Raw genomic sequence first — 20309 nt, 5'->3', positions numbered from 1 at the left:
CGCCCATGAACCGCATCGCCCACCGGGAGGCTGCTCAGCCATGACCCACATCGCCGTCCTCGGCAGCACGAACATGGACCTGGTCGCCTACGTCGAGAAGGCACCCCGGCGCGGAGAGACCGTCACCGGCAGGGAGTTCCGGACGATCCCCGGCGGCAAGGGCGCCAACCAGGCGATCGCCGCGGCCCGCGCCGGTGCCACCGTCTCGATGATCGGCGCGGTCGGCAACGACGGCTTCGGCCCCCGGCTGCGCTCCACCCTGGAGCACTCCGGCGTCACCACCGACCACCTGCGCACCGTCGAGGGCCCCACCGGCACCGCGCACATCGTCGTGGACGACGAGGGCGGCAACGCGATCGTCGTCGTCCCCGGCGCCAACGGCACGGTCGACCACCTCGTCCCCGGCGACGAGGGCCTGATCGCCTCTGCCGACGCCCTGCTCCTGCAACTGGAGATCCCGCTGGAGGCGGTCCTGGCCGGCGCCGAGACCGCCCGCGCCCACGGCGTCCGGACGATCCTGACACCCGCCCCCGCCCGGCCACTGCCGCCCGAACTCCTCGACGCCACCGACCTGTTGGTCCCCAACGAGCACGAGGCCGCCACCCTGACCGGTGTCGCCGACCCGTTCGCCGCGGGCGCCGCCCTCCTCGACCGGGTCCCCCGGGTGGTGATCACCCTCGGCGCGGCGGGCAGCCTCTACCTGACCCGGGACGCCGAACCCCTCGCCGTCCCCGCGCCCCGGGTGACCGCGGTGGACTCCACGGGCGCCGGCGACACCTTCGTCGGCGCGCTCGCGGTCGCCCTCGGCGAGGAACGCCCGATCCGGGAGGCGATGGCCTGGGCCGCCGCGGCGGCCGCCCTCTCCGTCCAGCGGGAAGGCGCCTCGGCGTCGATGCCCTACCGCTCCGAGATCGAGGCCCGGTACACGTCATGACCGAGACCCCCCTCAAGGGCCTGCGCGTGCTCGACGCGGCCACCCTCTTCGCCGGTCCCCTCGCCGCCACCATGCTCGGCGACTTCGGCGCGGAGGTCGTCAAGATCGAGCATCCGACGAAGCCCGACCCCTCCCGTGGCCACGGCCCCTCGAAGGACGGCATCGGCCTGTGGTGGAAGCTGCTGGGCCGCAACAAGCGAAACATCACCCTCGACCTGTCGAAGCCGGGCGGTCGTGGCACCTTCCTCAAGCTGGCCGGGACGGCGGACGTCGTCATCGAGAACTTCCGTCCCGGCACCCTGGAGAAGTGGGACCTCGGCTGGCCGGAGCTGTCCGCCGTCAACCCCCGTCTGGTCCTCGCCCGTGTCACCGCGTTCGGCCAGTTCGGCCCCTACTCCCGCCGCCCCGGCTTCGGCACCCTCGCCGAGGCGATGAGCGGCTTCGCGGCGATCACCGGCGAACCGGACGCGCCCCCGGTCCTGCCGCCCTTCGGCCTCGCCGACTCGATCGCGGGTCTGGCCACGGCGTACGCGGTGATGACGGCCCTCGCGGCCCGCGACCGCACCGGCGAGGGCCAGGTCGTCGACATGGCGATCATCGAGCCGATCCTGGCGGCCCTCGGACCCCAGCCCACCTGGTACGACCAGCTGGGTCACGTCCAGGAGCGCACCGGCAACCGCTCCGCCAACAACGCCCCGCGCAACACCTACCGCACCGCCGACGGCACCTGGGTCGCCGTCTCCACCTCGGCCCAGTCGATCGCGGAACGGGTGATGCACCTGGTCGGCCGCCCGGAGCTGATCGACGAGCCGTGGTTCGCGACGGGCGCGCAGCGGGCGGAACACGCCGACGTCCTCGACGCGGCGGTCGGTTCCTGGATCGCCGCACGCACCCGCACCGATGTCCTCGCGGCCTTCGAGAAGGCGGAGGCGGCCATCGCCCCCGTCCAGGACATCCGGGACGTGATGGCCGACCCGCAGTACCAGGCCCTCGGCACCGTCACCACCGTCGACGACCCCGAGCTCGGCCCGCTGCGCATGCAGAACGTCCTCTTCCGGCTCTCCGCGACCCCCGGCGCGATCCGCTGGGCGGGCCGCCCGCACGGCGCGGACACCGACGAGGTCCTGACGGAACTGGGCCTGACCGAGGCCGAGTTGAGGGCCCTGCGCACGGAGGGCGCCCTGTGAGACCGCACCCCCTCACCTGGCTCTACGTCCCCGGCGACCGCCCCCACGTCGTGGACAAGGCGCTGGGCTGCGGCGCCGACGTCGTGGTGATCGACCTGGAGGACGCGGTCGCCCCCGACCGCAAGACGTACGCCCGTGAGGCGACGGCGGAACGCCTCACCGTCCCCCAGCCGATGCCGGTCCACGTCCGCGTGAACGCCGTCGACACCCCCCTGGCGGCAGCCGACCTGGCGGCGCTCGCGCCCCTGGCCGGCCTCTCGGCCCTCCGCCTGCCCAAGGTCACCTCCCCGGCCCAGCTCACCCGCGTCGCCGAGACGACGGCACCGGCCGGGAAGGGCGCACCGCCCCTGTACGCCCTGCTGGAATCGGCCCTGGGCGTCGAGCGCGCCTACGACATCGCGCTCGCCCACCCCGCCCTGCGGGGCATCGCGCTCGGCGAGGCGGATCTACGGGCCGATCTGGGCGTACGGCACGACGCGGGCCTGGACTGGTCCCGCTCCCGGGTGATCGTGGCGGCCAGAGCGGCGGCGCTGCCTCCCCCGCCCCAGTCGGTGCACCCCGACACCCGGGACCTGGAAGGCCTGAAGGCCTCCTGTGCGCACGGCCGCACCCTCGGCTTCCTGGGCCGGGCCGCCATCCACCCCCGCCAGCTCCCGGTCATCGAGCGCGCCTACCTCCCCACCGAGGAGGAGATCGAGCTGGCGCAGTCCATCCTCGCGGCGGCACAGACCGACCCGGGAGCGCAGACCCTCCCGAACGGCACGTTCATCGACACGGCGGTGACAGCCCAGGCCCACCGGACCCTCTCGCTGACCCACCGCTCCTGACACATCGCTCCTGACACACGACGAGGGCGCCCCGGAATCCCGGGGCGCCCTCGTCGTCGTACAGGCGACCGTCAGGTCTTCTTCGCCGACTCGGCCGCGTCCGCATCGGCGTCGGCCTCGGCCCCGTCAGCGTCTGCCTTGTCCCCGTCGGCGGCGGTCTTCTCGGAGTCGGCCGGGGCCTTCTCCTCGCCGTCGGCCTTCTCGCCCGCTTCGCCCTCACCGTCGGCGGCACCGGGCTCGACGACTGCCTCGCGGCCCGGGCGCTTCTTCGCCGACACCACGATGTAGGTCACCGCGAGCAGGAACACGATGATCGCGGTCCAGACGTTGAGCCGGACCCCGAGGATGTGGTGGGCGTCGTCGATGCGCATGTACTCTATCCAGCCGCGCCCCGCGCAGTACGCGGCGACGTACAGCGCGAACGCCCGTCCGTGGCCCAGCTTGAAGCGGCGGTCGGCCCAGATCACGAGCAGGGCGACGCCGATGCACCACAGCGACTCGTACAGGAACGTCGGGTGGTAGTAGCCCGGCACCCGGCCGTCCGTCGAGGACGTGATGTGCAGGGCCCACGGCAGGTCGGTCGGCTTGCCGTACAGCTCCTGGTTGAACCAGTTGCCCCAGCGGCCGATGGCCTGCGCGAGGGCGATGCCGGGCGCGACGGCGTCGGCGTACGCGGGCAGCGGGATGCCCCGGCGCCGGCAGCCGATCCACGCGCCGAGCGCGCCGAGCGCGATCGCGCCCCAGATGCCGAGGCCGCCCTCCCACACCTTGAAGGCGTCCACCCAGTCACGGCCCTCGCTGAAGTACAGCTCGTAGTCCGTGATCACGTGGTAGAGGCGGCCGCCGAGCAGTCCGAACGGCACGGCCCAGACAGCGATGTCGGCCACCGTGCCGACCCGCCCGCCACGGGCGACCCAGCGTTTGTTGCCGAGCCAGACGGCTACGAAGACGCCGATGATGATGCAGAACGCGTAGCCACGCAGCGGGATGGGACCGAGGTGGATCACCCCGCGCGACGGGCTGGGAATGTAGGCAAGTTCCATGGCAGGGTCGACGCTACCCTGCCGGGCCGGGCCCACGGCAGGCGGCCCGGCAACGGGTCCATAACAGGGAGCCTGAAATCCTTACCCCTTGGCGGCTTCCTGCACCTGCTGCTTGAGCTTCGCCGGGGTCATGGTCTGGTCCTGGTAGATGTTCTTGCCGTTCAGCAGAACCGTCGGCGTCCCGCTGAAGCCGCCGTTGCGGAAAGCCGCCGCGGACCTGTCGACCCAGCTGTCGTGGGTGCCCTTCTCGACACACGTACGGAACGCGGGGGTGTCCAGTCCGTCGACCTTCTTCGCCAGTTCGAGCAGTTTCGCGTTCTCGGCGTAGTCGTCGCTGGTCTCCTCGGGCTGGTTCTCGTAGAGCACGTCGTGGTACTCCGGGAACTTCCCGGCGTCCTGGGCGCAGGCCGCGGCATTGGCCGCGGTGCGGGAGCCGGTGCCGCCCATGTTGCCGTCGATGATGGTCGCCAGGTGGTACTCGACCTTGAGCTCGCCGGACCCGGTGAGTTCGTGGATCACCGGGCGGTACGCCGTCTCGAAGGCCTTGCAGGCCGGGCAGCGGAAGTCCTCGTAGACGACGAGCGTCGACTTGGCGCCCTCCTCGCCGACCGGGATGGCGAGGCTGTCCTGGCCGTTGGCCCCCGAGGGTGCCACCACCGGCCCCGAGGAGTCCTTGGTGTCCTTTCCGGAGTTCGCCGCGACCACGCCGATCACCGCGGCCAGCCCCAGGACGCACACCACGCTCGCGCCCACGATCAGCACCCGGCGCCGCTTCTCCGCGGACTTCTGCTTCGCGCGCTCCTCCGCCAGCCGCTCCCGGGCGGTGCGCTTTCCCTCACGGTTCTTCTCACTCACACCCGCAGAACGAACCGGGGAGGCGCACCGCGCCTCCCCGGCCCCAGGTCCACCCGTTCGAGTGACCGAACCTTCCGTCACGCCATGACGGGCGTGGTGTTCCTACGCCTGTCGGCGCACGCCCTTGGCCAGCTCGGCGGCGAGTTCACGGACGCCCTCGACTCCGGCCTTGTCGTCCGGCGCGTCCAGCATCCGCTTCACGAAGGCCGAACCGACGATCACACCGTCGGCGAAGCCGGCCACCTCGGCGGCCTGCCGCGCGTTGGAGACGCCGAGCCCGACGCAGACGGGCAGGTCGCTCCCGGTGGCCCGGGTGCGCTCGACGAGGTCCTGCGCCTGGGCGCCCACCGACTCGCGCGTCCCGGTGACGCCCATCAGCGAGGCGGCGTACACGAAGCCGCTGCCCGCCGCGGTGATCTCGGCGAGCCGCGCGTCCTTGCTGCTGGGCGCGACGACGAAGACGGTGGCGAGCCCGTGCTTCTGCGCGTGCTCCCTCCACAGCGCCGACTCCTGCACGGGCAGGTCGGGCAGGATGCACCCGGCGCCCCCCGCTTCCGCCAGCTCGGCGGTGAAGCGCTCGACGCCGTAGCGGTCGATGGGGTTCCAGTACGTCATCACGAGCACCGGCTTCCCGGTGGCCTCGTGGGCCTCCTTGACCGTGCGCATGACGTCCGCGATCTTGACGCCGCCGCGCAGGGCGATGTCGTCGGCGGTCTGGATGACGGGACCGTCGAGGACGGGGTCGCTGTGCGGCAGACCGACCTCGACGATGTCCGCGCCGCCGTCGAAGACGGCCTTGATCGCCTCGATGCCGCCGTCGACGGTCGGGAACCCGGCCGGGAGGTAGGCGATGAGCGCGGACCGGCCCTCGGCCCTGGCGGCGGCGAGGGTGTCGGACAGCAGTTGGATGTTCCCGCTCACTTGGCGTCCCCCTCGATCTCCGCGCCGGTGCCGGCCTCGTCCGCGGCGACGGCCGCGTCGGTGTCGTAGAGGCCGAAGTAGCGCGCGGCGGTGTCCATGTCCTTGTCGCCGCGGCCGGACAGGTTGACGACGATCAGCCCGTCCTTGCCGAGCTCCCTGCCGACCTCCAGGGCGCCGGCCAGCGCGTGGGCGCTCTCGATGGCCGGGATGATGCCCTCGGTTCGGGACAGCAGGCGCAGGGCCTGCATGGCCGCGTCGTCGGTGACCGCGCGGTACTCACCGCGGCCGGAGTCCTTGAGGTAGGAGTGCTCGGGGCCGATGCCCGGGTAGTCCAGACCGGCCGAGATGGAGTACGGCTCGGTGATCTGGCCCTCCTCGTCCTGGAGGACGTAGGAGCGGGAGCCGTGCAGGATGCCGGGCTCACCCGCGGTGAGGGTGGCCGCGTGCTCGCCGGTCTCCACGCCGTGCCCGGCGGGCTCGCAGCCGATGAGGCGTACGGCCGTGTCGGGGATGAAGGCGTGGAAGAGACCGATGGCGTTGGAGCCGCCGCCGACGCAGGCGACGGCCGCGTCGGGAAGCCGCCCCGCCCGCTCCAGGAGCTGGCGGCGGGCCTCGACGCCGATCACGCGGTGGAAGTCGCGGACCATCGCCGGGAAGGGGTGCGGGCCCGCCACGGTGCCGAAGAGGTAGTGCGTGCGGTCGACGTTGGCGACCCAGTCGCGGAACGCCTCGTTGATGGCGTCCTTGAGGGTGCGCGATCCCGACTTCACGGCGATGACCTCGGCGCCGAGCATGCGCATCCGGGCCACGTTGAGGGCCTGGCGCTGGGTGTCGATCTCGCCCATGTAGATCGTGCACTCGAGGCCGAACAGCGCGCAGGCGGTGGCCGTGGCGACGCCGTGCTGGCCGGCGCCGGTCTCGGCGATGACGCGGGTCTTGCCCATGCGCTTGGTGAGCAGGGCCTGGCCGAGGACGTTGTTGATCTTGTGGGAGCCGGTGTGGTTGAGGTCTTCCCGCTTGAGGAAGATCCGTGCGCCGCCCGCTTCCGCGGCGAACCGGGGGACCTCGGTTAGGGAGCTGGGGCGGCCGGTGTAGTTGACCAGCAGGTCGTCGAGCTCGCGGGCGAACTCGGGGTCGTGCTTGGCCTTGTCGTACTCGACGGCGACCTCGTCGACCGCGGCGACGAGGGCCTCCGGGATGAACTTGCCGCCGAAGGCGCCGAAGTAGCCTTCGGGGCTCGGGACTTGACCCTCCGGGTCGGGGATGAAGAACTCGCTGGGCATGACTGAACCTCACGGTGAGTTTGGGAAATACCTAATCGCCGTGGGGGCGGGGTGTGTTCGACGGCTGACGGCCGCCTGTGGCTTATCGCGCAGTTCCCCGCGCCCCTAAAGGGCGCGCTGCCATCGACGGCCGTTCACCTGCCCAGGTTCGTCGCCGATGACGTACCGCACCCTGCGGCCGTGCACCCTTCGCGCGGGTGCGCGGCAGCCCCGTGGACGGCAACCGCGCGCGAGGCGCGCGTGCCGGTCCGCGGTCGTCAGAGTGAGAGTCATCGGCAGCACCCTACCCGGTGATCAGCCGCGGCCGTGCCGCAATGCCGGGTGCTCGCCCGCCGCCACCAGGTCCGCGACTGCCGTCTTCGGGTCCTTGCCGGTGACCAGGGACTCGCCGACCAGGACCGCGTCGGCGCCGGCGTTGGCGTAGGCGATCAGGTCGTGGGGGCCGCGGACGCCGGACTCGGCGATCTTGACCAGGTTGGCGGGGATCTCGGGGGCGACGCGCTCGAAGGTGCCGCGGTCGACCTCGAGGGTCTTGAGGTTACGCGCGTTGACGCCGATGACCTTCGCTCCGGCGTCCACCGCCCGCTCGACCTCGTCCTCGTCGTGGACCTCGACGAGCGGGGTGAGACCGATGGACTCGGCGCGCTCGATCAGGGACTCCAGGGCGGGCTGCTCCAGGGCCGCGACGATGAGCAGCGCGAGGTCGGCGCCGTAGGCCCGGGCCTCCCAGAGCTGGTACGACGTGACGATGAAGTCCTTGCGCAGGACCGGGATGTCCACGCGCGCGCGGACGGCCTCCAGGTCGGCCAGCGAGCCGCCGAAGCGGCGCTGTTCGGTGAGGACGGAGATGACGGCCGCGCCGCCCGCCTCGTAGTCCGCGGCCAGCCCGGCAGGGTCGGCGATCGCGGCCAGCGCGCCCTTGGAGGGGCTGGAGCGCTTGACCTCGCAGATGACCTTGACGCCGTCGCCGCGGAGGGCGGCCACGCCGTCCTTGGCGGCGGGAGCCTTCGCAGCGCGCTCCTTGAGCTCGTCGAGGCTGACGCGCGCCTGCCGTTCCGCGAGGTCGGCACGGACTCCGTCGATGATCTCGTCGAGCACACTCACGCGAGCGGCCCCCTTCCAGACGGTTGACAGTTCCAGCGACCGATGAAAACAGGTGGTCACTGCGATGGTATCCGCAGGAGGGCTTAGGCCTCGCATCCGGTTGACGCCGGTCCCACTACCTGGACGTTCACCAGTTGATCAAGGATGAAGCCAGCCACCGAACGGCAGGTTCCGGACAACCGTGAAGACCAGCGCCAATGCCCCCACGGTCCACAGGTGTACGGGCCCGAGACCCAGCCGCAACGGCCGCCCGCGCACGGCGCGGACCACCCAGACGGTCCACAGCACGGCGAAGCCCAGATAGCCCACGACGGCCATCGCGTTGTCCTGGAGCGCGGCCAGGAAGTCGCCGTGGATGAACGCGTGCGCGCTGCGCAGTCCGCCGCAGCCGGGGCAGTACAGGCCGGTGATCCGGTAGAGCGGGCAGACCGGGTAGTGGCCGGGCTGGTTGGGGTCCACGGTCCCCACGTACGCGAAGGCCCCGGCGACGGCCGCGAGAATCCCGGCCGGGACCGCTACGCGTCCCAGCAGACCGTCGGGGGGCGTCGTTCGCTGCGTGTCGGCGTTCACGTCCCGCATTCTCCCCCGCCCTCCCGTCGAACGCGTGAGGGGCGGCCCCGGCGGTTTCGCCGGGCCGCCCCTTCACGAGGTTCGTGTCAGCTTTTGGCGTCCGCCGCCTCGGCCTTCGAGGTGACGAGCGGCTTGTGGGCATCCTTGGGCATGCCCATCCCCATGGCGCTCATGATCCAGCCGATGATGCCGCCGACGACCACGATCGCCATACCGGCCCAGAAACCCGCCGGCTCGGCCATCACCATGAAGACGCCCGCGACGCAGAAACCGATGAAGGCGATAGTGACACCGGTCCAGGCGGCCGGGGTGTGACCGTGGCTGCTGCCCGCCATTGCTTGCTCCTAGGTGCTGAGTACGTGACTGAGCCGAACGCTCGAAGCCCATTCTTCCGTACGCGAGGGAACGATGTCTTCGGGGGTCACCCTGACGCGCCCCTTCAGGGGCGCGGGGAACTGCGCGACGAGCCCCCACCGGCCCGCGGGCAACATCCGACCGCTAGGCCCCCGTAGGGTCTTCCCCACGATCAAGCGCCTTCCAGATGTCCTCGGGCCGATCCGGATCCACGACCACCGGCTTTCGACGGGCCCGAGGCGCCCCGTCCCGCTCATATCGCCCCGACATCGCAGGCCACAACCGCCCGTACCGAAGCGCGAGCAACCCGGCGAGAAGAATCAGCGCACCACCCACCACGGCGACATACGGCCAAGCGGTATGGCTCAGCGCAGCGACCGTCGCCGAGGTGTCCCCGGACGCCTTCGCCGCCTCCTCGTCCAGCGCGGACGAATCCCCGGCCCCGATCAGCGCCGCCGCCACGATGCCCGCCCCGGAGAGCGCGAGCACCCCGGCGACCAGCAGCCGCCCCGCCTTGCGTACGGCGAAGACGGCGACGAGCGCGGCGAGGCCCACTATGGCCAGCGCGGCCGGGACACCGGTCACGTCGCTGCCCTTGGCGGTCAGCGGAAACGCGCCGCCGGCCACGGTCGCGGTGCCCTCCGCCCATCGTTGACGGGTCGCGAGCAGCGCCACGGCCGCGCCCAGCGCACCGGACAGCAGTGCTACGGCGAGACTGAGGCGGCCGGCCCTGGCGGGTCCTGCGGCTTCGGAACGGGGGTGAGGTACGGCAGTCACGTACCCCACTATCACCCGAACCCCGGGCGAACGGTCACCCGGGGCTCCGTGAGAATCGCCCTACTTGCCCAAGCGGTTCGCGGTGTGCACCGCCCTGAGGACCGCCGCCGCCTTGTTGCGGCACTCGGTGTCCTCGGCGACGGGGTCGGAGTCGGCGACGATGCCGGCCCCGGCCTGGACGTAGGCGGTGCCGTCCCTGAGCAGCGCCGTGCGGATGGCGATGGCGGTGTCGGAGTCGCCAGCGAAGTCGAGGTAGCCGACGCAGCCGCCGTACAACCCGCGCCGGGACGGCTCGAGTTCGTCGATGATCTGCATCGCGCGGGGCTTCGGCGCCCCGGAGAGGGTGCCGGCCGGGAAGCAGGCGGTGAGGACGTCGAAGGCGGTGCGGCCCTCGGCGACCTTGCCGGTGACCGTCGAGACGATGTGCATGACGTGGGAGTACCGCTCGACGGACATGAAGTCGACGACCTCGACCGAGCCGGGTTCGCAGACCCGGCCCAGGTCGTTGCGCCCCAGGTCGACGAGCATGAGGTGCTCGGCGCGCTCCTTCGGGTCGGCGAGGAGTTCGTCGGCGAGGGCCTGGTCCTCCTGCGGGGTCGCCCCGCGCCACCGGGTGCCGGCGATGGGGTGGACCATGGCGTGCCCGTCCTCGACCTTGACGAGGGCCTCGGGGGACGAGCCCACGACGTCGAAGCCGTCGAAGCGGAACAGGTACATGTACGGGGAGGGGTTAGTGGCCCTGAGGACCCGGTAGACGTCCAGCGCGCTCGCCGTGCAGGGCGTCTCGAAGCGCTGCGAGGGGACGACCTGGAAGGCCTCGCCGGCCCGGATGCGCTCCTTGATGTCCTCGACGGCCTCCTGGAAGTCGGGGCCGCCCCAGAGCGCGGTGTACTCGGGCAGTTCGGAGGGCGGCAGGACCGCCGGGGGCTGGGCCACCGCGCGGGACAGGTCCGCCTCCATGGCGTCCAGGCGGGCGACCGCGTCCGCGTGGGCCTCGTCGACGCCGGTGTCGAGGTCGTTGTGGTTGATCGCGTTGGCGATCAGCAGGACCGAGCCCTCCCAGTGGTCCATGACGGCGAGGTCGCTGGTCAGGAGCATGGTGAGCTCGGGGAGCTTCAGGTCGTCGCGCTCGCCGGGGCCGATCTTCTCCAGGCGGCGGACGATGTCGTAGCCGAGGTAGCCGACCATGCCGCCGGTGAAGGGCGGCAGGCCCTCCTGGTGCGGGGTGTGCAGGGTCTCGATGGTGGCCCGGAGGGCGGCTAGCGGGTCGCCGTCGACGGGGACGCCGACCGGCGGGGTGCCGAGCCAGTGGGCCTGGCCGTCGCGGGCGGTGAGGGTGGCGGCGCTGCGGACGCCCACGAAGGAGTACCGGGACCACGAGCGGCCGTTCTCCGCGGACTCCAGCAGGAAGGTGCCGGGGCGCTCGGCGGCGAGCTTGCGGTAGAGCGCGACGGGGGTGTCGCCGTCGGCGAGGAGCTTGCGCGTGACCGGGATGACGCGCCGGTCGGTGGCGAGCTTGCGGAAGGTCTCGAGGTCCATGGCGGCTGACCTTACTGATCCGAGGGGGCGGCACCGGAATCGGCGCCGTCCTTGAGGAGTACGTCGGCGTCGAAGCAGGTGCGCGCACCGGTGTGGCAGGCGGCGCCGACCTGGTCCACCTTCACCAGCACGGTGTCGGCGTCGCAGTCCAGGGCGACGGACTTGACCCACTGGAAGTGGCCCGAGGTGTCGCCCTTGACCCAGTACTCCCGGCGGCTGCGCGACCAGTAGGTGCAGCGGCCGGTGGTCAGCGTGCGGTGCAGGGCCTCGTCGTCCATCCAGCCGAGCATGAGCACCTCACCGGTGTCGTACTGCTGGGCGATCGCGGGGACGAGCCCGTCGGCGCTGCGCTTGAGGCGCGCGGCGATCTCCGGGTCGAGGCTGCTGCTGGGCGGGGGCGTGCTGGTCATGAACGCCATTGTGCCGCGCGCCACTGACAGTGACTGTGGGGCGTCCACTGGGCGGACCCCGGGGGCGGTCGTAGGCTGACTGCATGTCGACTTTCGCCAAGCGTGAACGACTTCTCCTCGCCGACCTGTTGGAGGCCGAGGGTCCGGACGCCCCCACTCTCTGCGAGGGCTGGCTCACCCGGGATCTCGCGGCGCACGTGGTGGTGCGCGAGCGCCGCCCCGACGCGGCGGGCGGGCTGCTGATCAAGCAGCTCGCGCCCCGCCTGGACCGGGTGATGGCCGAGTTCTCGGAGAAGCCCTACGAGGAACTGATCCAGCTCATCCGCACCGGCCCACCGCGCTTCTCGCCGTTCCAGCTCAAGCAGGTCGAGGAACTGTCGAACACGGTCGAGTTCTACGTCCACACGGAGGACGTCCGCCGGGCCCGCGAGGACTGGGCGCCGCGCGAGCTCGACCCGGTCTTCCAGGACACCCTGTGGTCCCGTCTGGAGCGCACCGCCCGCCTGATGGGCCGCAGCGTCCCCACCGGCCTGGTGCTGCGCCGCCCGAACGGCCAGACGGCGGTCGCCCACCGGGGCACACCGGTGGTCACCGCGACGGGCGAGCCGTCCGAGCTGCTGCTGTTCCTGTACGGCCGGCAGAGCGCGGCCAAGGTGGACCTGGAGGGCGACAAGGAGGCGATCGCCAAGCTGCACGAGGCGAAGGAACTCGGGATCTGACGAACCGGGAGGTCAGAGGTCCGGCCTCCGGAGTCGGGACACCCCGGCCGCGGTGAACGGATCGGTCAGGTCGGGAGTTCGGCGCGGCGCAGGTTGCGGGCACACAGGGCGACGACGCCGCCGAGCCCGCACACCGCCGCGCTGGTCACGAAGACCGGGCCGGTGCCCCAGGCGCCGATCGCGGCGGCGGACAGCGGCATGCTGAGCGGTGCGAAGCCGAGGCTGACCAGTGAGGCCACGGCGGTGACCCGGCCCAGGTAGGCGGGGTCCGCCTGGGTCTGGAGCAGAGCACCGCACAGGGCGCCGCTGAGCCCGGCGAGCAGTCCGATCAGCAGGGCGACTCCGGCGGCCGCGACGACATCCGGGACGAAGGCCAGGGCGCCGATCGCGACCGCCCCGCCGACGCAGGCGTACGCGATCACGTGCCCGGCGTGCGGCACGCGCCCGCGCACGGCCAGCAGCAGCGAGGCGAAGCCGGCCCCGACCCCGAACCCGCCCAGCACCCAGCCCATCCCGGCGGCACCCCAGCCGCGCTCCTCGGCGAGGAGCGTCAGTCCGACGTTGAGCGGCCCGACGAAGCCGAGGTCACCGAGGGCGAGGGCCGGCATCAGCGGGGCGAGGACCCGATGCCGTCGGATGTACCGCAGCCCGACACGCAGGTCGTCCCAGGCGCTGCCCACCAGGGCCCTGGCGCCGGCTTTCTCAAGACGGGCACCAGCGACGACGAGGGCCACATCACCGTCGGCCCCGGCTCCCCAGCCGTCGCCCGGCACCTCCCGTATCCGCACCGACACCAGCAACGGCACCGATATCGCGATCAGCAGCCCCGCGAAGGCGAAGGCGGTCGCCGCTCCCCCGACCGCCACCGCGAGGCCGCCGAGCGGACCGCCCACGACGCTCGCGAAGCGGATGCCGAGCCCCCGCATGCCCTGCACGCGTGCGAGCTGTCCGCGGCTCGTCACGCGCGCGGGGAGTGCCCCCACGGCCGGCATGAACACGGCGTCGACGGTTCCGAACACCAGTGCCAGCAGGGCCAGCGCCCACAGGCCGGGGCTGGCGAGGAACAGCAGCGCCGCCACCGCGAGCACCGCCGCGCAGCGCACCGCGTCGCTGCCGATGACCACCCTGCGCGGCCCGAGCCGGTCGGCGATCACTCCGCCGCCCAGCATCAGCAGGGCCCGCGGCAGCGCGCTGACCGACATCACCACCCCGGCCTGCGCGGGTGTGCCGGACTGGACGGCCGCCCAGGACAGGGCGATGTAGTACACGCTGTCGCCGGTCATCGAGGCGGTGTAGGCGGCGAGCCAGCGCAGGACGTTGCCGTCGCGGTGGGCGGGGGTGTCGACGGCCTCGGCCGGGTCGGTCAGGGTGGCGGTCACTGAGGCGGGTCCCTTCAGACGCGGAACGGAAAGCCGTACACGTGCAGCGCGACGTTCTCGCGCCCCTCGGTGTCGCCCGCGGCCTCGGCGGCCCGGCCCTTCTCGTCGTACTTCCTGGCGAGGGCGAGCAACTCCTCGCGCAGCTCGTCCAGTTCGCCGGCCGTCAGCCGCAGCAGCGACTCGCTGTCCGGGGCGGCCGCGTTCCACTCGGCGCTCCAGGTGGGCCGTTCGTCGAGGTAGCGGCGGTACATGTCGGCGCGCTGCTCGTGGAAGAGCCGGGTGGCCGCCAGGTGCGCCGCCGCCCGCTCCGGCGCGTCCCGGAAGTCCCGGTCGCGGATGCTCACGCCCTCGGACGAGGGCTGCCACCAGCGCTCCCGGCCGTCCCCGCTCTGCGGCTCGGCCTCCTCGATCAGCCCGTGCTCGGCCAGCTTGCGCAGGTGGTAGCTGACCAGGGACACGGCCTCGTCGACCTGGTCGGCGAGGTGCGAGGCGGTGGCGACCCGGGCCACGCACAGGCCCCGGTACAGCTGCATCCGCAGGGGGTGGGCCAGTGCCTTGAGCGTGCCGAGGTCGGTGATCGGACGGTTCTGCTCGTGCGACATGAACTCACCGTAGATACGAAAGAAAAGTTGCACAATTGATTTTGCGCAACTTCTCTTTCGCACCTTGAGGGTTCAGCGAACCGGGTGCCCCGCCCCCCGCAGCGTCTCCTTCACCTCACCGATCCGCAGATCGCCGAAGTGGAACACCGAGGCCGCCAGGACCGCGTCCGCGCCCGCGCCGACGGCCGGGGGGAAGTGGTCCAGTGTGCCCGCGCCGCCGGAGGCGATCAGCGGGACGGTCACGTGTTTGCGGACGGCCTCGATCATCTCGATGTCGTAGCCGTCCTTGGTGCCGTCCGCGTCCATCGAGTTCAGCAGGATCTCACCGGCGCCCAGTTCGGCGGCCCGGTGCGCCCACTCGACCGCGTCGATGCCGGTACCGCGACGGCCGCCGTGGGTGGTGACCTCGAAGGAGCCCGACGCGGTGCGCCGCGCGTCCACCGACAACACCAGCACCTGCCGGCCGAACCGCTCGGCGATCTCGCGGATCAGGTCGGGGCGGGCGATGGCGGCGGTGTTCACGCCCACCTTGTCCGCACCCGCCCGGAGCAGCTTGTCCACGTCCTCGGCCGTGCGGACCCCGCCGCCGACCGTGAGCGGGATGAAGACCTGCTCGGCAGTGCGGCGCACCACGTCGTAGGTGGTCTCGCGGTTGCCCGAGGACGCGGTGATGTCCAGGAACGTCAGCTCGTCGGCGCCCTCGGCGTCGTAGACCTTGGCCATCTCGACGGGGTCGCCCGCGTCGCGCAGGTTCTGGAAGTTGACGCCCTTGACGACCCGGCCGTTGTCCACGTCCAGGCAGGGGATCACTCGTACGGCGAGGGTCATGCGGGGGCTCCTCGGAACGCATCCACCTCGACCTCGACGACCAGGCTGGGGTCCACGAAGCCGGAGACGATGATCATGGATGCGGCGGGCCGGACGGCGTCGAACAGCTCCTTGTGGGCGCGGCCGACCTCGTCGACGTCCCGCGCGTGCGTGATGTACAGGCGCGTGCGCACCACGTCGTCCCGGCCGAGCCCCAGCTCCTTCAGGGCCGCGAAGGCGACGTTGAAGGAGTTGACGGTCTGCTCGTACGGGTCGCCCGCGACGATCTCACCGTCCACCACGGACGTGCAGCCGGAGACCAGCACCAGGCCGTTGGGAAGTTCCACCGCGCGGGAGTACCCGAAGGTCTCCTCCCAGGGCGCACCGGTCGTGACGCGTCGCAGATCGCTCACTGAGCCACCGCCTCCAAGGCCTCTTCCAGGGTGAACGCCTTCGCGTACAGCGCCTTCCCGACGATCGAGCCCTCGACACCGAGGGGCACGAGCTCGGCGATGGCCCGCAGGTCGTCCAGCGAGGACACCCCGCCGGAGGCCACCACCGGGCGGTCGGTCGCCGCGCAGACGTTCTTCAGCAGTTCCAGGTTGGGGCCCTGGAGGGTGCCGTCCTTGGCGATGTCGGTGACGACGTAGCGGGCGCAGCCCTCCTTGTCGAGCCGCTCCAGTGCCTCGTAGAGGTCGCCGCCCTCACTGGTCCAGCCGCGGCCCTTGAGCGTCGTGCCGCGCACGTCCAGGCCGACCGCGATCTTGTCACCGTGCTCGGCGATGACCTTGGCGACCCACTCCGGGCTCTCCAGGGCGGCCGTACCGAGGTTCACGCGGGTGCAGCCGGTGGCGAGCGCGGCGGCCAGGGAGGCGTCGTCGCGGATGCCGCCGGACAGCTCCACCTTGATGTCCATCGCCTCGGTGACCTGCCGGACCAGCTCGCGGTTGTCGCCGGTGCCGAAGGCCGCGTCCAGGTCGACCAGGTGCAGCCACTCGGCGCCCGACCGCTGCCAGGACAGGGCGGCCTCCAGCGGGGAGCCGTACGAGGTCTCCGTGCCGGACTCGCCGTGCACGAGGCGGACGGCCTGACCGTCACGGACGTCCACGGCGGGCAGGAGTTCGAGCCGTGAGAGCTTCGAGGGCATCAGAGGGTTCCGATCCAGTTGTTCAGCAGCTGCGCACCGGCGTCGCCGGACTTCTCGGGGTGGAACTGCGTGGCCCACAGGGCGCCGTTCTCCACGGCGGCCACGAAGGGCTTGCCGTGCGTCGACCAGGTGACCTTCGGCGCGGTCATCGCCTTGTTGTGGGTCTCCAGCGACCAGTCGTGGACGGCGTAGGAGTGCACGAAGTAGAAGCGGGCGTCCGCGTCCAGGCCGGCGAACAGCCGGGAGTCGGCCGGCGCGTCGACGGTGTTCCAGCCCATGTGGGGCACCACGTCGGCCTGGAGCGGCTCGACCGAGCCGGGCCACTCGTCCAGGCCCTCGGACTCCACGCCGTGCTCGATGCCGCGGGCGAAGAGGATCTGCATGCCGACGCAGATGCCCATGACCGGGCGGCCGCCGGACAGCCGGCGGTCGATGATCCAGTCGCCGCGCGCCTCGTGCAGGCCCTTCATGCAGGCGGCGAAGGCACCGACACCAGGCACGAGCAGACCGTCGGCGTTCATGGCCTTGTCGTAGTCGCGCGTTATCTCGACCTCGGCACCCGCGCGCGCGAGGGCGCGTTCGGCGGACCGCACGTTGCCGAAGCCGTAGTCGAAGACGACGACCTTCTTCGAAGGAGAAGCGCTCAACTCCACACCTCCAGCCTCATGACACCGGCGACCAGACACATCCCGGCGGCGATGGAGAGCAGCACGATCAGGCTCTTGGGCATCTGCTGCTTGACGAAGGAGTAGATGCCGCCGGCCAGGAAGAGGCCGACGACGATCAGGAGGGTCGACAGGCCGTTCACAGCGCGCCCTTCGTGGAGGGGAGGATGCCGGCCGCGCGCGGGTCGCGCTCGGAGGCGTAGCGCAGGGCCCGCGCGAGCGCCTTGAACTGGCACTCCACGATGTGGTGGGCGTTGCGGCCGTACGGCACGTGCACGTGCAGCGCGATCTGGGCCTGGGCGACGAAGGACTCCAGGATGTGCCGGGTCATCGTGGTGTCGTACTCGCCGATCATCGGCGCCATGTTCTCGGGCTCGGTGTGCACGAGGTAGGGGCGGCCGGACAGGTCGACGGTGACCTGGGCGAGGGACTCGTCCAGCGGGACCGTGCAGTTGCCGAAGCGGTAGATGCCCACCTTGTCGCCGAGCGCCTGCTTGAAGGCGGCGCCGAGGGCGAGGGCGGTGTCCTCGATGGTGTGGTGCGAGTCGATGTGCAGGTCGCCCTCGGTCTTCACGGTGAGGTCGAACAGACCGTGCCGGCCGAGCTGGTCGAGCATGTGGTCGTAGAAGCCGACTCCTGTCGACACCTCGACCTTGCCGCTGCCGTCGAGATCGATCTCGACGAGCACCGAGGTCTCCTTGGTGACCCGTTCCACGCGTCCTACGCGGCTCATGTGCTCTGCTCCTTCTTCAACTCACGGACCGCGTCGAGGAACGCGTCGTTCTCTTCGGGGGTTCCGGCGGACACCCGCAGCCACCCCGGAATGCCGTTGTCCCGGACCAGGACTCCCCGGTCGAGGATCTTCTCCCAGGCCACGTGGGAATCCTCGAACCGCCCGAACTGCACGAAGTTCGCGTCCGACTCCACGACCTCGAAGCCGATCGCGCGCAGTTCGCTCACCAGCCGGTCCCGCTCGGCCTTCAGCTGCTCGACGTACTTCAGCAGCGTGTCGGTGTGCTCCAGGGCGGCCAGCGCGGTGGCCTGGGTGACGGCCGACAGGTGGTAGGGCAGCCGTACGAGCTGCACGGCGTCCACGACCGCCGGGTGCGCGGCGAGATAGCCGAGGCGCAGCCCGGCCGCGCCGAACGCCTTCGACATCGTCCGGGAGATGACGAGCTGGGGGCGCCTCTCGATGAGCGGCAGCAGCGAGTCGCCGTGGCTGAACTCGACGTAGGCCTCGTCGACCACGACCATGGTCGGCTTCGCCGCCTGCGCGGCCTCGTACAGCGCGAGGACCGTCTCGGGCGGGACGGCGTTCCCGGTGGGGTTGTTGGGGGTCGTGATGAACACGACGTCCGGCTTGTGCGCGGCGATCGCCCGCACGGCCGCCTCGACGTCGATCGTGAAGTCCTCGTTGCGGGGGCCCGAGATCCAGCCGGTGCCGGTGCCGCGCGAGATGAGCGCGTGCATCGAGTACGACGGCTCGAAGCCGATCGCCGTACGACCCGGTCCGCCGAAGGTCTGGAGCAGCTGCTGGAGGACCTCGTTGGAGCCGTTGGCGGCCCAGACGTTGGCCAGGCCCACCGCGTGGCCGGACGTGTCCGTCAGGTACTTGGCGAGCTGCGTCCGCAGCTCCACGGCGTCCCGGTCGGGGTAGCGGTTGAGATCGCGGGCCGCCTCGCGGACGCGCTCGGCGATGCGCTCGACCAGCGGCTCGGGCAGCGGGTAGGGGTTCTCGTTGGTGTTCAGCCGTACGGGGACGTCCAACTGGGGCGCGCCGTAGGGGGACTTGCCGCGCAGCTCGTCCCGTACGGGGAGATCGTCGATGCCGAAGTTCACTTGCTCGTCGGTACCTTCCAGTCGAACCGCGCCTTGATCGCCGCGCCGTGCGCGGGCAGGTCCTCCGCCTCCGCCAGCGTGACCACGTGATGCGCGACCTCGGCCAGCGCGTCCTTCGTGTAGTCGACGATGTGGATGCCGCGCAGGAAGGACTGGACGGACAGGCCGGAGGAGTGGCAGGCGCAACCGCCGGTCGGGAGCACGTGGTTGGACCCGGCCGCGTAGTCGCCGAGGGACACGGGAGCCCAGGGCCCGATGAAGATCGCACCGGCGTTGCGCACCCGGTCGGCGACCTGAGCGGCGTCGGCGGTCTGGATCTCCAGGTGCTCGGCGCCGTACGCGTTGACGACCCTGAGGCCCTCGTCGATGCCGTCGACCAGGACGATCGCGGACTGCCTGCCCCCCAGGGCGGGCACGATCCGGTCCTCGATGTGCCGGGTGGCCGCGACCTGCGGCTCCAGCTCCTTCTCGACCGCGTCCGCGAGTTCGACGGAGTCGGTGACCAGGACGGCGGCGGCCAGCGGGTCGTGCTCGGCCTGGCTGATCAGGTCCGACGCCACGTGCACCGGGTCGGCGGTGGAGTCCGCGAGGACCGCGATCTCGGTCGGGCCTGCCTCGGCGTCGATGCCGATCTTCCCGGTGAAGTAGCGCTTGGCGGCGGCGACCCAGATGTTTCCGGGCCCGGTGACCATGTCGGCCGGCGGGCAGGACTCGGTGCCGTACGCGAACATCGCGACGGCGGTGGCGCCACCGGCGGCGTACACCTCGTCGACGCCGAGCAGCGCGCAGGCCGCGAGGATCGTCGGGTGCGGGAGGCCGTCGAACTCGGCCTGCGCCGGGGAGGCGAGGGCGATGGACTCGACGCCGGCCTCCTGCGCGGGCACCACGTTCATGATCACGGAGGACGGGTAGACGGACCGCCCGCCGGGCGCGTACAGCCCGACCCGGTCGACCGGCACCCACTTCTCGGTGACGCTGCCGCCCGGGACGACCTGGGTCGTGTGCGTGCCGCGGCGCTGCTCGCGGTGGACGAGCCGGGCCCGGCGGATGGACTCCTCCAGGGCCGCGCGCACGGCGGGGTCGAGTTCTTCGAGCGCCTTTTCGAGCGCGGCGGCGGGCACCCGCACCCGGTCCAGCCGCACCCCGTCGAACTTCTCGGCGAAGTCGATCAGCGCCGCGTCGCCCCGATGATGCACGGCCTCGCAGATCGGACGCACCTTCTCCAGGGCGGCCGAGACGTCGAAGTCGGCTCGGGGCAGCAGGTCGCGCAGGGCGGGGCCCTCGGGGAGGGCGTCGCCGCGCAGATCGATTCGGGAGATCACGTTCCCAATTCTCTCAGACCCTCCT

Annotated in this window: 25 protein-coding genes; 4 read left to right on the top strand and 21 right to left on the bottom strand. The window is 71.7% G+C overall.

What is annotated here, in order from left to right; genetic code table 11:
* Positions 1-40: 40 nt before the first annotated feature.
* Genes rbsK through OHN19_RS32330 form a run of 3 tightly spaced genes read left to right on the top strand, consistent with a single transcriptional unit; the run spans position 41 to position 2948 of the window.
* The gene (gene rbsK, locus OHN19_RS32340) at positions 41-934 is read left to right on the top strand and encodes a ribokinase (RefSeq protein WP_330267587.1); all 894 of its coding nucleotides are present in this window, start codon (positions 41-43) and stop codon (positions 932-934) included.
* Positions 931-2121: a CoA transferase gene (locus tag OHN19_RS32335; RefSeq protein ID WP_330267586.1), complete on the top strand. Its 1191-nt coding sequence runs from the start codon at positions 931-933 to the stop codon at positions 2119-2121. The genes rbsK and OHN19_RS32335 overlap by 4 nt, the downstream gene beginning before the upstream one ends.
* Complete coding sequence (locus OHN19_RS32330; protein ID WP_330267585.1) at positions 2118-2948, top strand: CoA ester lyase; 831 nt, start codon at positions 2118-2120, stop codon at positions 2946-2948. The genes OHN19_RS32335 and OHN19_RS32330 overlap by 4 nt, the downstream gene beginning before the upstream one ends.
* A gap of 71 nt (positions 2949-3019) precedes the next feature.
* On the opposite strand, the gene lgt is transcribed toward OHN19_RS32330, so the two are convergent.
* From lgt to hisI, 11 genes are all read right to left on the bottom strand, one after another.
* Entirely contained in the window at positions 3020-3991 is a 972-nt protein-coding gene (gene lgt, locus OHN19_RS32325; protein ID WP_330267584.1) for a prolipoprotein diacylglyceryl transferase, read from the bottom strand.
* 81 nt (positions 3992-4072) lie between these two features.
* On the bottom strand, positions 4073-4846 hold the full coding sequence (locus OHN19_RS32320) for a DsbA family protein (RefSeq protein ID WP_330267583.1): 774 nt from the start codon (positions 4844-4846) through the stop codon (positions 4073-4075).
* A gap of 102 nt (positions 4847-4948) precedes the next feature.
* Entirely contained in the window at positions 4949-5767 is an 819-nt protein-coding gene (gene trpA / locus OHN19_RS32315) for a tryptophan synthase subunit alpha (protein ID WP_330267582.1), read from the bottom strand.
* Positions 5764-7050, bottom strand: a complete 1287-nt coding sequence (gene trpB / locus OHN19_RS32310) for a tryptophan synthase subunit beta (protein WP_330267581.1) — start codon at positions 7048-7050, stop codon at positions 5764-5766. Before trpB ends, trpA begins: the two co-directional genes overlap by 4 nt.
* Before the next feature lie 105 nt (positions 7051-7155).
* Positions 7156-7323 carry a tryptophan biosynthesis modulator TrpM gene (gene trpM, locus OHN19_RS44000; RefSeq protein ID WP_381302860.1) on the bottom strand — a complete coding sequence of 56 codons (168 nt, stop codon included), beginning with the start codon at positions 7321-7323 and terminating at the stop codon, positions 7156-7158.
* A gap of 21 nt (positions 7324-7344) precedes the next feature.
* Entirely contained in the window at positions 7345-8154 is an 810-nt protein-coding gene (trpC, locus tag OHN19_RS32305; protein ID WP_030318893.1) for an indole-3-glycerol phosphate synthase TrpC, read from the bottom strand.
* 138 nt (positions 8155-8292) lie between these two features.
* Entirely contained in the window at positions 8293-8733 is a 441-nt protein-coding gene (locus OHN19_RS32300; protein ID WP_330267580.1) for a DUF2752 domain-containing protein, read from the bottom strand.
* Positions 8734-8810: 77 nt separating this feature from the next.
* A complete protein-coding gene (locus OHN19_RS32295) occupies positions 8811-9059 on the bottom strand; it encodes an HGxxPAAW family protein (protein ID WP_330267579.1) in 249 nt (82 codons plus the stop codon).
* Positions 9060-9222: 163 nt separating this feature from the next.
* The gene (locus tag OHN19_RS32290) at positions 9223-9864 is read right to left on the bottom strand and encodes a TIGR02234 family membrane protein (protein ID WP_330267578.1); all 642 of its coding nucleotides are present in this window, start codon (positions 9862-9864) and stop codon (positions 9223-9225) included.
* 51 nt (positions 9865-9915) lie between these two features.
* Complete coding sequence (locus OHN19_RS32285) at positions 9916-11394, bottom strand: anthranilate synthase component I (protein ID WP_330267577.1); 1479 nt, start codon at positions 11392-11394, stop codon at positions 9916-9918.
* A gap of 11 nt (positions 11395-11405) precedes the next feature.
* Positions 11406-11804, bottom strand: a complete 399-nt coding sequence (hisI, locus tag OHN19_RS32280; RefSeq protein WP_123764906.1) for a phosphoribosyl-AMP cyclohydrolase — start codon at positions 11802-11804, stop codon at positions 11406-11408.
* A gap of 83 nt (positions 11805-11887) precedes the next feature.
* On the opposite strand from hisI, the gene OHN19_RS32275 reads away from it, so the two are divergent.
* Entirely contained in the window at positions 11888-12523 is a 636-nt protein-coding gene (locus tag OHN19_RS32275; RefSeq protein WP_330267576.1) for a TIGR03085 family metal-binding protein, read from the top strand.
* Positions 12524-12588: 65 nt separating this feature from the next.
* Here the strand turns inward: OHN19_RS32275 and OHN19_RS32270 are convergent, their stop codons facing one another.
* The 10 genes from OHN19_RS32270 to hisD all read right to left on the bottom strand — a co-directional run bounded on the left by OHN19_RS32270 (position 12589) and on the right by hisD (position 20284).
* Complete coding sequence (locus tag OHN19_RS32270) at positions 12589-13902, bottom strand: MFS transporter (RefSeq protein ID WP_330267575.1); 1314 nt, start codon at positions 13900-13902, stop codon at positions 12589-12591.
* 14 nt (positions 13903-13916) lie between these two features.
* Complete coding sequence (locus OHN19_RS32265; protein WP_330267574.1) at positions 13917-14504, bottom strand: ArsR/SmtB family transcription factor; 588 nt, start codon at positions 14502-14504, stop codon at positions 13917-13919.
* A 72-nt stretch (positions 14505-14576) separates the two neighbouring features.
* Entirely contained in the window at positions 14577-15332 is a 756-nt protein-coding gene (gene hisF / locus OHN19_RS32260) for an imidazole glycerol phosphate synthase subunit HisF (RefSeq protein WP_330267573.1), read from the bottom strand.
* Positions 15329-15724 (bottom strand): RidA family protein, encoded by a 396-nt coding sequence (locus OHN19_RS32255; RefSeq protein ID WP_330267572.1) that lies wholly within the window; start codon positions 15722-15724, stop codon positions 15329-15331. The genes hisF and OHN19_RS32255 overlap by 4 nt, the downstream gene beginning before the upstream one ends.
* Positions 15721-16458, bottom strand: coding sequence for a bifunctional 1-(5-phosphoribosyl)-5-((5-phosphoribosylamino)methylideneamino)imidazole-4-carboxamide isomerase/phosphoribosylanthranilate isomerase PriA (gene priA, locus OHN19_RS32250; RefSeq protein WP_330267571.1), 738 nt, complete (start codon positions 16456-16458; stop codon positions 15721-15723). Before priA ends, OHN19_RS32255 begins: the two co-directional genes overlap by 4 nt.
* A complete protein-coding gene (gene hisH, locus OHN19_RS32245) occupies positions 16458-17105 on the bottom strand; it encodes an imidazole glycerol phosphate synthase subunit HisH (protein ID WP_381302869.1) in 648 nt (215 codons plus the stop codon). Before hisH ends, priA begins: the two co-directional genes overlap by 1 nt.
* Positions 17102-17266 carry a hypothetical protein gene (locus OHN19_RS32240; RefSeq protein WP_185092791.1) on the bottom strand — a complete coding sequence of 55 codons (165 nt, stop codon included), beginning with the start codon at positions 17264-17266 and terminating at the stop codon, positions 17102-17104. The genes hisH and OHN19_RS32240 overlap by 4 nt, the downstream gene beginning before the upstream one ends.
* Positions 17263-17856, bottom strand: a complete 594-nt coding sequence (hisB, locus tag OHN19_RS32235) for an imidazoleglycerol-phosphate dehydratase HisB (protein WP_007381383.1) — start codon at positions 17854-17856, stop codon at positions 17263-17265. Before hisB ends, OHN19_RS32240 begins: the two co-directional genes overlap by 4 nt.
* Positions 17853-18962 carry a histidinol-phosphate transaminase gene (locus tag OHN19_RS32230; protein ID WP_330267569.1) on the bottom strand — a complete coding sequence of 370 codons (1110 nt, stop codon included), beginning with the start codon at positions 18960-18962 and terminating at the stop codon, positions 17853-17855. Before OHN19_RS32230 ends, hisB begins: the two co-directional genes overlap by 4 nt.
* On the bottom strand, positions 18959-20284 hold the full coding sequence (gene hisD / locus OHN19_RS32225; protein WP_330267568.1) for a histidinol dehydrogenase: 1326 nt from the start codon (positions 20282-20284) through the stop codon (positions 18959-18961). Before hisD ends, OHN19_RS32230 begins: the two co-directional genes overlap by 4 nt.
* Between the last annotated feature and the right edge of the window lie 25 nt (positions 20285-20309).

This window comes from Streptomyces griseorubiginosus, from assembly GCF_036345115.1.
GTDB lineage: Bacteria > Actinomycetota > Actinomycetes > Streptomycetales > Streptomycetaceae > Streptomyces > Streptomyces griseorubiginosus_C.
The sequence above is the reverse complement of the archived record's forward strand: the minus strand, read 5'-3'. Positions and strand labels throughout refer to the sequence as shown.

Bases quoted from the DNA above. Each gene is read 5' to 3' on its own strand.
- rbsK (WP_330267587.1), top strand. From the start codon at position 41: ATGACCCACATCGCCGTCCTCGGCAGCACGAACATGGACCTGGTCGCC.
- OHN19_RS32335 (WP_330267586.1), top strand. From the start codon at position 931: ATGACCGAGACCCCCCTCAAGGGCCTGCGCGTGCTCGACGCGGCCACC.
- lgt (WP_330267584.1), bottom strand. From the start codon at position 3,991: ATGGAACTTGCCTACATTCCCAGCCCGTCGCGCGGGGTGATCCACCTC.
- trpB (WP_330267581.1), bottom strand. From the start codon at position 7,050: ATGCCCAGCGAGTTCTTCATCCCCGACCCGGAGGGTCAAGTCCCGAGC.
- trpM (WP_381302860.1), bottom strand. From the start codon at position 7,323: ATGACTCTCACTCTGACGACCGCGGACCGGCACGCGCGCCTCGCGCGC.
- OHN19_RS32300 (WP_330267580.1), bottom strand. From the start codon at position 8,733: ATGCGGGACGTGAACGCCGACACGCAGCGAACGACGCCCCCCGACGGT.
- OHN19_RS32295 (WP_330267579.1), bottom strand. From the start codon at position 9,059: ATGGCGGGCAGCAGCCACGGTCACACCCCGGCCGCCTGGACCGGTGTC.
- OHN19_RS32285 (WP_330267577.1), bottom strand. From the start codon at position 11,394: ATGGACCTCGAGACCTTCCGCAAGCTCGCCACCGACCGGCGCGTCATC.
- hisI (WP_123764906.1), bottom strand. From the start codon at position 11,804: ATGACCAGCACGCCCCCGCCCAGCAGCAGCCTCGACCCGGAGATCGCC.
- OHN19_RS32275 (WP_330267576.1), top strand. From the start codon at position 11,888: ATGTCGACTTTCGCCAAGCGTGAACGACTTCTCCTCGCCGACCTGTTG.
- OHN19_RS32265 (WP_330267574.1), bottom strand. From the start codon at position 14,504: ATGTCGCACGAGCAGAACCGTCCGATCACCGACCTCGGCACGCTCAAG.
- hisF (WP_330267573.1), bottom strand. From the start codon at position 15,332: ATGACCCTCGCCGTACGAGTGATCCCCTGCCTGGACGTGGACAACGGC.
- priA (WP_330267571.1), bottom strand. From the start codon at position 16,458: ATGCCCTCGAAGCTCTCACGGCTCGAACTCCTGCCCGCCGTGGACGTC.
- hisB (WP_007381383.1), bottom strand. From the start codon at position 17,856: ATGAGCCGCGTAGGACGCGTGGAACGGGTCACCAAGGAGACCTCGGTG.